General features: G+C 58.7%; 13 protein-coding genes. All 13 read left to right on the top strand.

Going from position 1 to position 12,393, the window contains the following annotated elements; translation table 11 throughout:
- Positions 1-3 precede the first annotated feature (3 nt).
- Entirely contained in the window at positions 4-741 is a 738-nt protein-coding gene (gene pilW, locus BMZ36_RS04670; RefSeq protein ID WP_177187778.1) for a type IV pilus biogenesis/stability protein PilW, read from the top strand.
- An 11-nt stretch (positions 742-752) separates the two neighbouring features.
- Positions 753-1,640 carry a RodZ domain-containing protein gene (locus BMZ36_RS04665; RefSeq protein WP_091192022.1) on the top strand — a complete coding sequence of 296 codons (888 nt, stop codon included), beginning with the start codon at positions 753-755 and terminating at the stop codon, positions 1,638-1,640.
- Positions 1,641-1,649: 9 nt separating this feature from the next.
- Positions 1,650-2,921, top strand: coding sequence for a flavodoxin-dependent (E)-4-hydroxy-3-methylbut-2-enyl-diphosphate synthase (ispG, locus tag BMZ36_RS04660; protein WP_091192020.1), 1,272 nt, complete (start codon positions 1,650-1,652; stop codon positions 2,919-2,921).
- An 8-nt stretch (positions 2,922-2,929) separates the two neighbouring features.
- Complete coding sequence (hisS, locus tag BMZ36_RS04655; protein ID WP_091192018.1) at positions 2,930-4,195, top strand: histidine--tRNA ligase; 1,266 nt, start codon at positions 2,930-2,932, stop codon at positions 4,193-4,195.
- A 37-nt stretch (positions 4,196-4,232) separates the two neighbouring features.
- On the top strand, positions 4,233-4,859 hold the full coding sequence (locus BMZ36_RS04650; RefSeq protein WP_091192015.1) for a YfgM family protein: 627 nt from the start codon (positions 4,233-4,235) through the stop codon (positions 4,857-4,859).
- Between the two features lies 1 nt (position 4,860).
- A complete protein-coding gene (gene bamB, locus BMZ36_RS04645) occupies positions 4,861-5,985 on the top strand; it encodes an outer membrane protein assembly factor BamB (RefSeq protein WP_091192012.1) in 1,125 nt (374 codons plus the stop codon).
- Between the two features lie 8 nt (positions 5,986-5,993).
- A complete protein-coding gene (gene der, locus BMZ36_RS04640) occupies positions 5,994-7,379 on the top strand; it encodes a ribosome biogenesis GTPase Der (protein ID WP_091192009.1) in 1,386 nt (461 codons plus the stop codon).
- Positions 7,380-7,470: 91 nt separating this feature from the next.
- Positions 7,471-7,716, top strand: coding sequence for an RNA chaperone Hfq (hfq, locus tag BMZ36_RS04635; RefSeq protein ID WP_091192006.1), 246 nt, complete (start codon positions 7,471-7,473; stop codon positions 7,714-7,716).
- A gap of 71 nt (positions 7,717-7,787) precedes the next feature.
- Positions 7,788-8,894: a GTPase HflX gene (gene hflX, locus BMZ36_RS04630; protein WP_091192003.1), complete on the top strand. Its 1,107-nt coding sequence runs from the start codon at positions 7,788-7,790 to the stop codon at positions 8,892-8,894.
- The gene (gene hflK / locus BMZ36_RS04625) at positions 8,891-10,078 is read left to right on the top strand and encodes an FtsH protease activity modulator HflK (protein WP_091192000.1); all 1,188 of its coding nucleotides are present in this window, start codon (positions 8,891-8,893) and stop codon (positions 10,076-10,078) included. Before hflX ends, hflK begins: the two co-directional genes overlap by 4 nt.
- 10 nt (positions 10,079-10,088) lie before the next feature.
- A complete protein-coding gene (gene hflC, locus BMZ36_RS04620) occupies positions 10,089-10,985 on the top strand; it encodes a protease modulator HflC (RefSeq protein WP_091192249.1) in 897 nt (298 codons plus the stop codon).
- The gene (locus BMZ36_RS04615) at positions 10,982-11,167 is read left to right on the top strand and encodes a DUF2065 domain-containing protein (RefSeq protein WP_091191997.1); all 186 of its coding nucleotides are present in this window, start codon (positions 10,982-10,984) and stop codon (positions 11,165-11,167) included. Before hflC ends, BMZ36_RS04615 begins: the two co-directional genes overlap by 4 nt.
- A gap of 33 nt (positions 11,168-11,200) precedes the next feature.
- Complete coding sequence (locus BMZ36_RS04610; protein WP_245747772.1) at positions 11,201-12,358, top strand: ATP phosphoribosyltransferase regulatory subunit; 1,158 nt, start codon at positions 11,201-11,203, stop codon at positions 12,356-12,358.
- Positions 12,359-12,393: the final 35 nt, after the last annotated feature.

Raw genomic sequence — 12,393 nt, 5'->3', positions numbered from 1 at the left:
TGGATGCAACGATTGATGTTGACCATGCTGGCGCTGACAGCTGTGCTGCCGGCAGCACAGGCGGAAACGTCGTCTGAGGAACGGGCCAACATCCGTACCCAGCTGGCTGCGGAATATTTCAAGCGCCGCCAGTTCGGCGTGGCGATGGAAGAAGCCAGAAAAGCGGTGGTGGCCGATCCGAAATATGCTCCGGCCTACAATATGCTGGCATTGATCAACATGGAGCTGCGCGAGGACTCCGCTGCGCGCGATTATTTCCGCCAGGCATCCGCTTTGGCGCCCGCTGATTCCGATATTCATCACAATTACGGCTATTTCCTGTGCGAGCGCGGAGAGACCTCGGCCGGTATTGCCGAATACATGGCCGCCCTGAAAAATCCACTGTATCCAGTACCCGACAAAACGCTCGTAGCGGCTGGCGTGTGTGCGGAAAAGGCCGGTCAGCAGAAGGAAGCGCAAGGATATTTCGAACGTGCTTTGCGTTATCGCCCCGAGAATGCCCTGGCCAAACTGTCGTTGGCCAATATCCTGCTGGCCCAGGGAAAACTCCCCGAGTCCCGCCGCTATTTGATGGAACTGGTCAAAATACAGAATCCGGCGCCGGTGGAAGTGCTGTGGCTGGGCGTTCGGGTGGAGCGCAAACTGGGCAATAGACCGGGGGAGTTGCAGTATGCGGATCAACTGCGTCGCCTGTACCCGGAATCGCTTGAGGCTTCGCGCCTGCTTGCCGGTCAATACTAACCAGAAGAATCATGACGGATATTTCAACTCAACAAGATGCCGAGCCGGCACCGCTTTCCTCCGGCGCAATGCTCAGAGCAGCACGCGAAGCCAAAGGTTTGTCTGTGGCGGAAGTGGCGGAAAAATTGAAGCTTTCACAGCGCCAGATAATGGCGCTCGAGGCTGATGATTTTGCTTCCTTGCCGGGTAATACCTTCATTCGCGGTTTTGTGCGCAACTATGCCCGCTGTCTGGATCTCGACCCCCAATTGCTGCTGGAGCAGCTTGCCCAAACGCTGCCGCAGGAGCGGGTCCAAATCGCCATGCCGCCGGTCAGCGAGGCCACGGCCTATGAAAAAGGCATGGAGGTGGGCCGGACAGGTTCTTCCTGGTTGGTCTGGGTATTTGTGGTTCTTGGCGTGCTGGCCGGAGTAGGGGGGGTGTTCTGGTATCTCCAGAAACCTGCCGCGCCGGAAGTGGCTGTGAGCGATGCCACACGCTTCCAGGAACGCGGGAGCATTGAGTCCCCTGTTCAATCAAGCGCAATTCCTGTTGCTTCACCAGTCGTTCCGCTGCAGGCTGCTTCCGTTCCTGCTGCCGATATTCCGGCACCGCCGGCCTTGCCGGCTTCCGCTCCTGTTGAAGACAAGAATACTGCCGCGGTAACTGAGGCAACCGCCGGCGAGTTGATCCGGGTGCAGACGACAGAGTCGAGCAGCTGGGTTCAGGTGGTTGATGCCGACGGCCGTGTCCTGATCGAACAACTCGTGGCGCCACGTGGCGAACGCTCGGCGACAGGCCGCCCACCGCTACGGATCAAGATCGGTAACGCGCCGAAAACGCAACTTTATTACCGCGGCCAGCGCGTGGATCTGGAACCGCATACGCGTGCCGACGTGGCAACGCTGGAACTCAAGTAACGGACCGTCATGACTTTTTCCCCGATTCCCCGCCGCGCCACGCATCAGGTACGCATCGGCCAGTTTCTGGTCGGTAGCGAACACCCGGTGCTTGTGCAGTCCATGACCAATACCGATACCGCCGATCTTGAGGCAACGGTCAAACAGGTTTACGAGCTTTGGCAGGCTGGTTCCGAGATCGTGCGCATCACGGTCAACAGCCCCGAAGCCGCCGCGCAGGTGGCCAATATCCGCAGCCGGCTCGATCAAATGGGCTGCGACGTGCCGCTGGTGGGTGATTTCCATTTCAATGGCGACCGTCTGCTGCGCGATTATCCGGAGTGCGCGCAGGCGCTGGCCAAGTACCGTATCAATCCCGGTAACGTTGGCAAGGGCACCAAGCGCGACGAGAAATTCGGTTTCATGATTGAGCAGGCAATCAAGCACAACAAGCCCGTCCGTATCGGCGTGAACTGGGGCTCGCTCGATCAGTCGCTAGTCGTCAAGCTGATGGATGACAATGCAAAGCTTGCCGAACCACTACCGGTCGAGGCCGTGATGCGCGAGGCCCTGATCCGCTCGGCGCTCGATTCGGCCGAACAGGCCGTCGGCTGGGGTATGCGTCCCGAGCAGATCATCCTGTCGTGCAAAGTTTCGCATGTGCAGGATCTGATTGCTGTCTATCGCGAACTCGCGAAGCGTTGCCGATACGCGCTGCATCTGGGGCTGACCGAAGCCGGCATGGGCAGCAAGGGTATCGTGGCTTCGACCGCGGCGCTGGCTGTCCTGCTTCAAGAAGGCATCGGCGACACGATCCGCGTTTCGCTGACGCCTGAGCCGGGCGGTGACCGTACTCGTGAAGTGATCGTGGCGCAGGAAATATTGCAGACCATGGGCCTGCGCTCGTTTACGCCGCTGGTTACGGCCTGTCCCGGCTGCGGTCGTACCACTTCGACCGTATTTCAGGAGCTCGCTCAGAGTATCCAGACCTATCTGCGCACGCAGATGCCGCTTTGGCGCCTGCAATACCCCGGCGTGGAAGACCTCAAGGTGGCCGTTATGGGCTGCGTGGTTAACGGGCCGGGTGAATCCAAGCTTGCCGACATCGGCATCAGCCTGCCCGGCACGGGCGAGGTGCCGGTTTGCCCGGTGTACGTCGATGGTGAAAAGACCGTGACACTCAAGGGCGAGCGAGTGGCTGAGGAGTTCCAGGCCATCGTCGATGATTATGTTAAAACCCGCTACGCCGAGGGTGGCCCCAAGCGGCGTGAAACTGCAACCATTCCACTCAAGAAAATCTGAACCGAACAATGACCAAGATGATCCAAGGCGTCCGCGGCATGAACGATGTGCTGCCGGATGCATCCCCGGCCTGGCTCCACTTCGAAGCGGTCAGCCGCGAATGGCTCGCGGCGCATGGCTACAAGCAGGTGCGCACACCCATCGTCGAGCCGACCCCGCTCTTCGTGCGCGGTGTCGGCGAGCATACCGACATTGTCGAGAAGGAAATGTACACGTTCGAGGACAGCCTCAACGGCGAGCAACTGACCCTGCGTCCGGAAGGCACTGCAGGGTGCGTACGTGCTTGTATCGAGCACGGCCTCCTCTACAACCAGACCCAGCGCCTGTGGTACTCCGGCCCGATGTTCCGTCACGAGCGCCCGCAAAAAGGCCGATATCGCCAGTTCCACCAGCTTGGCGTGGAAGCTTTCGGGTTCTTTAGCCCGGATATCGATGCCGAGATGATCGTGATGCTGTCCGATCTTTGGTGCCGCCTGGGTTTGACCGGCATGACGCTGGAAATAAACACCCTCGGCGATCCGGCCGAGCGCGCCGAGCACCGTGCCGAACTCATCGCCTATCTGGAAGAACATCAGGACATCCTCGACGAGGACGGCAAGCGCCGCATGTACGCCAATCCCTTGCGCGTGCTGGATACCAAGAACCCCGCCATGCAGGAAATGGCCGAAAAGGCGCCCAAGCTCACGGACTTCCTGGGGGCGGAATCGCGCGCGCACTTTGACGCCGTCTGCGCCTTGCTGGATGATGCGGGGATTTCGTACAAGCTGAACCCGCGGCTGGTGCGCGGTCTCGATTACTATAACCGTACCGTGTTCGAGTGGACGACTGACCAGTTGGGTGCGCAAGCCACGGTTGCAGCTGGCGGGCGTTATGATGGCCTCGTCGAACAATTGGGCGGCAAACCTTGTCCCGGCGTGGGCTATGCAATCGGCATCGAACGCATCCTGCTGTTGATGGAAGCCCAAGGTGTGACGATTCCGGCGGATGTGCCGGATGCCTACGTCGTGCATCAGGGCGAAGGAGCGGCGCATCAGGCATTCAAATTGGCTTGCTCCTTGCGGACTGCGGGGTTGAAAGCCGTGCTGCATTGCGGTGGTGGCAGCTTCAAGACGCAGTTCAAGAAGGCCGATGCCAGCGGGGCGCGCTTTGCCATCATCATCGGTGAAGAGGAAGCCGCCAGCGGCACGGCTGCGGTCAAGCGCCTGACGGGTGAGGGTGCAGGGCAGCAGAGCGTGCTGCCACTGGCCGAGATAGCACAATACCTGCGCGGCTGAGCCGTGCATGACGATAACCAAACGGGGGTAAGCCGCAATGGCATTCGATTTGCAGGAACAGGAACAGATCGCTGAACTCAAGGCCTTTTGGCACGACTACGGCCGTTATATCGCGCTGGCGCTGGTTGTCGGGGCGGTGGCCTTTGCCGGCTCGAAGGGTTGGCAGACATGGGAAAAGAGCCGCTCGCTCAATGCGGCTGCGGTCTATGCCAAGGCTGAAAAAGCCGGTGGCGATACGGAAAAACTCAAGGCGCCGGTTGCCGAACTGAAAAAGGACTATGTGCGCACTGCCTATGCGGCACGAGCTGCGTTGCTGGCCGCTGGCGCTGCGTTCGCAAAGAAAGATTTGGCAGGGGCGAAAACTGAGTTGGAGTGGGTGGTGAGCAATGCCCGCGAAGCCAGTCTGCGTGACATGGCGCGAATCCGCTTGGCCAATGTCCTGATGGACGAGAACAAGCTCGACGAGGCACTGGCGCAACTCAAGTCGCCCGAGGAGCAAAGCTTCGGCGCGATGTTTGCCGAAACGCGCGGCGACGTGCTTGCGCTCAAGAACGATATCGCTGGCGCACAGGAGGCCTACAAGCAGTCCTTGGCCAAGTTGAAGAAAGATGCGCCGAATTACAAGTTCGTCGAGATGAAGCTGGAATCGCTCGGGAGCCGCTGACATGAAAACTTCCTCGCTATTTGCCGGCGCCTTGCTGGCCGCCCTGCTGGCCGGGTGCGGACCGAAAAGCAATGTGCCTGTTCCTTCGCCGCTTCCTGTTGTGCAGAACAAGTTCACGTTGACCGAAGCCTGGCGGCAGTCACTGGGAAGTGCTGCCAGCGCGCGCCTTCAGCCGGCACTGTTTGGTGAACTGGTTGCCGTGCAAAACGGCGAGAAGAAGGTTTCCCTGTTGAATCTGGCGACCGGGGCAGAGCGCTGGAGCGCAACCCTGCCGAATCCGGCTGCCGGCGGCGTAGGGCTGGGCGAGAAGTTGCTGGTGGCCGGTACGGTCAAGGGCGAAGTGCTGGCTTTCGATCTTCAGGGCAAGCAGGTTTGGCAGGCACGTACATCCAGCGAGATCATGGCTCCGCCGGTCATCGCGGGCGGCTTGGTGCTGGTGCGTAGCGGCGATGGCCGCCTGACGGCATTTGCCGCTGCGGATGGCGCGCTCAAGTGGACTTATTCCCGTCAGCAACCTGCATTGGTTTTGCGCAACTTTGCGGCTCCCGTCGTGGTTGGCGACCTGGTCTACTATGGTCAAGCCGGCGGCAAGCTGGTCGTGCTTTCGCTGCGTGAAGGCCGGGTGCTGTGGGAGGCTGCGGTAGCGCAACCGCGCGGCGCTTCCGAGGTGGAGCGTGTGGCTGACGTCGTAGCTGCGCCGGTGGTGGATGGTTCCATGGTTTGTGCCGTCGCCTACCAGGGGCGCTTGAGTTGTTTCAACACCCAGAGCGGTAGCCTGGTTTGGTCGCGCGAAGTATCGAGCTGGAACGGTCTCTTTATGGACAACAAAGCGGTTTATGTGACCGACGACAAGGGTTATGTGGTGGCTTACGAGCGCAGCAGCGGTCGCAATCTCTGGCGCCAGGAAAAACTCTACGGCCGCGGTGTAAGCGGACCGGCGGTTATCGGTCGCAACCTGATGGTTGGCGATCAGGCTGGATATCTCCATGTACTCAATACGGAAGATGGCAGTTTTGTTGCCCGGCACGCGACCCGTGGTGCCGTTGTCGCAGCCCCGCAAGTGGTAAATGGCCAGTGGCTGGTGCAGACCCAGAAGGGTGTCATCTCCCTCTTGGGTACGAAATAAGGAATGCAATGAAACCCACAGTAGTTCTGGTTGGACGCCCGAATGTCGGCAAGTCCACGCTTTTCAACCGCTTGACCAAGACGCGTGATGCGTTGGTTGCGGATCTTCCCGGTCTGACTCGTGACCGGCACTACGGCCACGGCCGCGTCGGAAGCCGGCCTTATCTGGTCGTCGATACCGGCGGTTTCGAGCCCGTGGTTGATGAAGGCATCATGTTCGAAATGGCCCGGCAGACTTTGCAAGCCATTGACGAGGCCGATGCTGTCGTATTCATCGTCGATGGACGCGTCGGGATTACACCGCAGGACAAAATCATCGCCAACCGTTTGCGCCAGTCCGACCGTCCGGTCTGCGTGGCCGTGAACAAGGTCGAGGGGATGAATGAAAATGTGGTCACGGCCGATTTCCACGAGCTGGGCTTGGGCGAACCTGTTGCCATTTCAGCAGCTCATGGCGAGGGCGTGCGCCATCTTATCAACGATGTGCTGGCGCATTTTCCCGAGGCTGAAGAAGAGCCTGAAGACAAACATCCCAAATTCGCCGTAGTCGGGCGCCCGAACGTGGGAAAATCCACGCTGGTCAACGCGATCCTGGGCGAAGAGCGCGTCATTGCTTTCGATGCACCGGGAACGACGCGTGATTCGATCTACATTGGTTTTGAGCGCAACGGTCATAACTACACAATCATCGATACAGCCGGCGTGCGCCGTCGCAGCAAGGTCGACGATGCGATCGAGAAATTCTCGGTCATCAAGACCATGAAGGCGATTGAAGACGCCAACGTTGCTGTACTCGTCCTTGATGCCACGCAGGATGTTTCCGATCAGGATGCGCGCGTGGCCGGCTTCGTACTCGAAACCGGGCGCGCACTGGTTGTGGCGATCAACAAGTGGGAAGTGGCGACCGAAGAACAGAGAGACCGTATCAAGCGGGAAATCGCGAGAAAACTGGCGTTCCTGGATTTTGCCAAGTTCCACTATATTTCTGCGCTGCAGGGCAAGGGCGTGGGCGACTTGTTCGCCTCGATCGACCAAGCTTATGCCGCGGCGATGATCAAGATCCCGACGCCGAAGCTGACCCGGGTATTGCAGCTTGCGCTGGAGCGGCAGCAGCCGCCATTGTCAGGGCGTATCCGTCCCAAGTTGCGCTATGCCCACCAGGGCGGGAGTAATCCGCCGGTGGTCGTGGTGCACGGCAATGCGCTCGAAAATGTGCCCGCTTCGTACTGGCGCTATCTTGAACACACCTTCATGAAACTGTTCAAGCTGCAGGGTACGCCGCTGCGGGTGCAATTCAAGAAGAGCGAAAATCCGTTCGAGGCCAAAGCGGAAAAAGAACGTGCCAAGCGCGTTCATCCGGGCCGGAGAAAACAGGCAAATGCTGCGAAAGGTTAGGCTGTCTGATTCGCAGACTTTGTTGTACCATGCATGATACAAGACCCGCCAAGCCAGCCAATCCGATAACAGCAAATACAGGAGAAACAAGATGAGCGCCAAGGGGCAAATGTTGCAGGATCCGTTTCTGAACGTCCTGCGCAAGGAACATGTTCAGGTTTCCATTTATCTTGTCAACGGCATCAAACTGCAAGGGCAGATCGAATCGTTCGACCAATATGTGGTGCTGTTGCGCAATACCGTGACGCAGATGGTTTACAAGCATGCCATTTCCACGGTGGTTCCCGCGCGTCCGGTTTCCGTTCCGCACGAGCATCCGGCCACGACAGAAGCCTGATAGCCATTCTGTTGTTCCAAACCCCGATGGCATCAGCCTTCGGGGTTTTGTCTTGTTTAAACGGTACATGAATGTTTGAAAGACACAAAGGCGGTGATTCCGCCGTACTGGTTTGCCTGGATTTCGGCGAGCCGGATTATCGCGATGGCGTCGAGGAATTCGTTCAGCTGGTGGAGAGTGCCGGCGTAACCCCGTTGACCATTGTCGAAGGCAAGCGACAGCGACCCGATCCGGCTTATTTTGCCGGCTCGGGCAAGGTGGAAGAAGTGGCTGAGACCGTGCGGGCGCATGGCGCGGAGCTGGTGATTTTCAATCATCAACTTTCACCGGCGCAGGAGCGCAACCTGGAAAAAGCCATCCAGTGTCGGGTGCTTGACCGCACCACGCTGATTCTCGATATTTTTGCCCAGCGCGCGCGCACCGCGGAGGGCAAGCTACAGGTGGAGCTTGCCCAGCTCTCTCATATATCGACGCGGTTGGTACGTGGCTGGACCCACCTGGAGCGGCAAAAGGGCGGGATCGGCCTGCGTGGTCCGGGCGAAACCCAGCTCGAAACCGACCGGCGCCTGATCGGCGAACGGGTCAAGCGCCTCAAGGCGCAACTGGTGACGGTGCAGAAGCAGCGCGCCACGCAACGCCGGGCGCGCGAACGTCGCAACATGTTCACGGTCTCCATCGTGGGTTACACGAATGCCGGGAAATCCACCCTGTTCAATACGCTGACCAAGGCACAGACCTACGCAGCGGACAAATTGTTCGCCACACTGGACACAACGGCACGCAAGCTCTACCTTGATCCTGAGCACTCCGTCATCATTTCGGATACTGTGGGCTTCATTCGCCAGTTACCGCACACGCTTGTTGCGGCGTTCCGTGCAACGCTGGAGGAAACGATCGAGGCAGACCTGCTTTTGCATGTGGTCGACATCCATCATCCGCTTCGCGAGATGCAGGTGATTGAGGTCAACAAGGTGCTGACGGAAATTGGTGCAGACAAGATTCCGCAACTGATGGTCTGGAACAAGATCGATCTCAAGGATGTTGCACCGCAGATTGAGCTGGACGAGTATGGTAGAATCCGCGCCGTGCGCGTCAGCGCTATCAAGGGCGATGGACTGGAATTGCTGCGCGAAGCCTTGATTGCAGCCATGGGCACACAACAAGAGGATACACAATGAGTCAGAACGATCCGCAACAGCCGGGCGGCGGCAACAAAAACGATGGTCCGCCCGATCTGGAAGAAATCATTCGTGGCATCAAAACGAAGCTGGGTGGTTTTTTCGGAGGTGGTGCATCTGATACGGAGACGCCTTCTCAACCCCGTCCGGGCAATCCGGGTAGTGGCAAAACAGCTGGCGTAGGCGCGGCAATCATCCTGACGGTATTGGCGGTGCTCTGGGCGGGGTCCGGCTTGTTTATCGTGAACGAGCAGGAAAACGCGGTGGTTACCCGTTTCGGGCGCTATACCGGGCAGCCGGTCAACAAGTCCGGCTTGCATTGGCGCCTGCCGTGGCCAATCGAATCGCATGAAGTCGTCAATATGACGGAGATCCGCAGCCTGAAGGTCGGGGGCGGCGGCAAGGACGATGCGATGATGCTGACCAAGGATCTGAATGTCGTCGACATGCAGTTCGAGGTTCAGTACAACCTGAAATCGGTTGAAGATTTCGTCTTCAACAACTACCTCAAGAACCGCGATCCAAGCGAGGTGGTGCGTCAGACCGCCGAAGCTGCCATCCGGGAAGTTGTGGGCAGCAACGAGGTCGATGACATTCTCTACAAGAGCCGGAACAAGATTGCCGAGGATGCGCGCGCCATCCTGCAGTCCTTGCTCGACCAGTACAAGATGGGCGTTTCGGTAACGGCGCTGAATATCGTGGCGCAGCCGCCCGAGCAGGTGCAGGCCGCATTTGCCGATGCTGTGGCCGCCAAGGCCGATGCCGAACGGCTGACGCTTGAAGGCACCGCCTACATGAACGATGTCATCCCCAAGGCCAGCGGCGTGTCATCGCGCCTGCGCCAGGAAGCAGAGGGCTATCGCCAGCAGGTTGTTTCCCGCGCGCAAGGCGATGCCTCGCGTTTCAAGCAGGTGCTGACGGAATATGCCAAGGCTCCGCAAGTAACGCGTGATCGCATGTACCTGGATGCCATGCAGCAGGTGTTCCAAAGCACCACCAAGATTCTCGTGGACCAGAAAGGCGGCAACAACCTGCTGTATTTGCCGCTCGACAAACTGGTCCAGATGACTGCCCCGGCCCAATCCACCGTTGGCGAGGCTCCCTCAACCAATGCATCTCCCGTTGCGGTCCAGGAACCGCAGCCTGCGCCGCGAACCCGGCGTGTTGAAAGAGATGGCCGTTAAGGAGATGCAAATGAACCAACGAACCCTTTCCTCCCTGGCATTGATTCTTGTAGCCTTGTTCGTGCTTTCGATGGCGATCTTCACGGTCGACCAGCGGCGCTATGCAATCGTTTTCCAGTTCTCCGAAGCAAAGCAGGTCATCACCGAGCCGGGTTTGTATTTCAAAATCCCGTTGCTGCAGGATGTGCGCTATTTTGACAATCGAACCCAGACCATCGACAGTGACAAGCCGGCGCTGATCCAGACCAACGAAAAGATGAACGTCAAGGCAGACAGCTTCATCAAGTACCGGATCGTCGATGTTGCCAAGTATTACAAGGCCTATGGTTTCGAGGGCAGCCGCAACAGCAAGGCGCGCGAGCAACTCAACAACACCGTCAACAATATGCTGCGTGACCAGTTCGGCCAGTTCTCGCTGAAAGAGGTGGTATCCGGAAAGCGCGACGAGGTCATGGCCGAAGTGCGAGCCAAGGCTGATGCTGCCGCGCGGGCTTTCGGCATTGAAGTGATCGACGTACGGATCAAGCGCGTTGAACTCGTGGACAGTACGCTGAACTCGGTTTACTTGCGCATGCAGTCCGAGCGCAAGTCGATTGCCAACCTGACCCGGGCCAGCGGCTCGGCCGAAGCGGAGCGCATCAAGGCCGATGCCGACAAGCAGCGTGAAATCATCGTGGCCGATGCCTACAGCAAGGCGCAGCAGATCAAGGGCGAGGGTGATGCCAAAGCCGCGGCCATTTATGCCGAGGCATTCGGCCGCAACCCGGAGTTTTACGCTTTTTACAAGAGCCTGGATGCCTACAAGCAAAGCTTTGCCAAGAAGAGCGATGTGCTGGTGGTAGATCCCAGTGCGGACTTCTTCAAATACATGAAGAACTCTCAAGCAGGAAAATCGAAAACGAAATGAGCAAGGCGCTGGTGATGGCACTGGCGTTGATGCTGGTCTTTGAAGGCATCATGCCCTTTGTGGCCCCGTCCGCCTGGCGTGAGATACTGGGAAAGCTCGCCGGCATGAGCGATACGCAGGCCCGGTCACTGGGTTTTTCTCTGCTGATGGGTGCCCTGCTTATAGCCTTGTTTTTTGCTTAATTGAATCTATTCTCCGCAGTTGCGGAGATTTTTGTGAACGAAATAATGCGTAACTGGATATTGCCCGAATACATTTCCGACGTGCTGCCATGCGAGGCCAGGCTACTGGAAGGTCTGCGCCGCCGCATGCTGGATCTTTTTTCCTGTTACGGCTACGAACAGGTGATTCCTCCCCTCGTTGAATACGTGGAATCGCTGTTCACGCAGGAAGACAAGGCGCTGGACCTCAAGACCTTCAAGCTGGTCGACGAATTGACCGGTCGCCAGATGGGGTTGCGGGCCGACATCACGCCGCAAGTGGCGCGGATCGATGCCCACATCCTGAACCGCAAAGGCGTGGCACGTCTTTGCTATGCAGGTTCGGTCGTCAATACCCGTCCGGATGGAACGCTTTCAAGTCGTGAGCCACGGCAGATCGGCGCAGAAATATACGGTTGCGCCGGACTGGCGGCCGATGTCGAAATCATCGAGCTGATGCGCGAAAGCCTGTCGCTGGCCGGCATGAACAACCTGCGTCTGGAAATCGGACACATGGGGCTTTTCCTGGCGATGGCAGAGGCCTCCGGTCTGGATGGCTCCGCGCGCGAAGAGATTTTTGTGGCGTTGCAGCAAAAGGACTTGCCCTCGCTCAAAGCTTCCACGACTGGTTTGAGTGCAGAATTGCGCCAAGGCTTCCTGGCTTTGCCGAATTGCTACGGGGGCGCAGAAGTTCTCAAGAGCGCCCGCGAAGCCTTGCCGGCCCTGCCGGGTGTGACCGAGGCGCTGGATGCGCTGGATGCACTTCGCGCAGCTTTGCAGGTGAGGGGGATAGAGCCCTGTTTCGATCTGGCGGAGTTGCGCAGCAGCTATTATCACACCGGCCTTGTTTTTGCCGCCTATACACCGGGATATGCCAATGCGGTGGCCCGCGGCGGGCGTTACGACAGCGTTGGTGAGAAGTTCGGGCGTCCGCGGCCGGCAACCGGATTCAGTCTTGATTTGCGTGAATTGAGCCACTTGCCGTTTCCTGCACGGCGCTCGGGAATTCTGGCTCCGGCAGGCGATGAGCCTGCGCTTGTGTGTTGTATCCGCAAGCTGCGCGAGCAGGGCGAAATCGTAGTGGTCGATCTGGGTGTGGTCGGAGACGAATCTGGTTGCAATCGCCGATTGGTCAAGACGGATGGCGACTGGAAGGTCGTAGCCCAAGCTTGATGTTTGGAATGTGGCCCGCCGCATCAGCGGTGGGC

The organism is Formivibrio citricus (assembly GCF_900115065.1).
GTDB lineage: Bacteria > Pseudomonadota > Gammaproteobacteria > Burkholderiales > Chitinibacteraceae > Formivibrio > Formivibrio citricus.
The sequence above is the reverse complement of the archived record's forward strand: the minus strand, read 5'-3'. Positions and strand labels throughout refer to the sequence as shown.

Excerpts from the sequence above, each read along its gene's own strand:
- BMZ36_RS04650 (WP_091192015.1), top strand. The coding sequence starts at position 4,233 with ATGGCATTCGATTTGCAGGAACAGGAACAGATCGCTGAACTCAAGGCC.
- hflK (WP_091192000.1), top strand. The coding sequence starts at position 8,891 with ATGAGTCAGAACGATCCGCAACAGCCGGGCGGCGGCAACAAAAACGAT.
- BMZ36_RS04665 (WP_091192022.1), top strand. The coding sequence starts at position 753 with ATGACGGATATTTCAACTCAACAAGATGCCGAGCCGGCACCGCTTTCC.
- hisS (WP_091192018.1), top strand. The coding sequence starts at position 2,930 with ATGACCAAGATGATCCAAGGCGTCCGCGGCATGAACGATGTGCTGCCG.
- hflX (WP_091192003.1), top strand. The coding sequence starts at position 7,788 with ATGTTTGAAAGACACAAAGGCGGTGATTCCGCCGTACTGGTTTGCCTG.
- bamB (WP_091192012.1), top strand. The coding sequence starts at position 4,861 with ATGAAAACTTCCTCGCTATTTGCCGGCGCCTTGCTGGCCGCCCTGCTG.
- hfq (WP_091192006.1), top strand. The coding sequence starts at position 7,471 with ATGAGCGCCAAGGGGCAAATGTTGCAGGATCCGTTTCTGAACGTCCTG.
- ispG (WP_091192020.1), top strand. The coding sequence starts at position 1,650 with ATGACTTTTTCCCCGATTCCCCGCCGCGCCACGCATCAGGTACGCATC.
- der (WP_091192009.1), top strand. The coding sequence starts at position 5,994 with ATGAAACCCACAGTAGTTCTGGTTGGACGCCCGAATGTCGGCAAGTCC.
- BMZ36_RS04615 (WP_091191997.1), top strand. The coding sequence starts at position 10,982 with ATGAGCAAGGCGCTGGTGATGGCACTGGCGTTGATGCTGGTCTTTGAA.
- hflC (WP_091192249.1), top strand. The coding sequence starts at position 10,089 with ATGAACCAACGAACCCTTTCCTCCCTGGCATTGATTCTTGTAGCCTTG.
- pilW (WP_177187778.1), top strand. The coding sequence starts at position 4 with ATGCAACGATTGATGTTGACCATGCTGGCGCTGACAGCTGTGCTGCCG.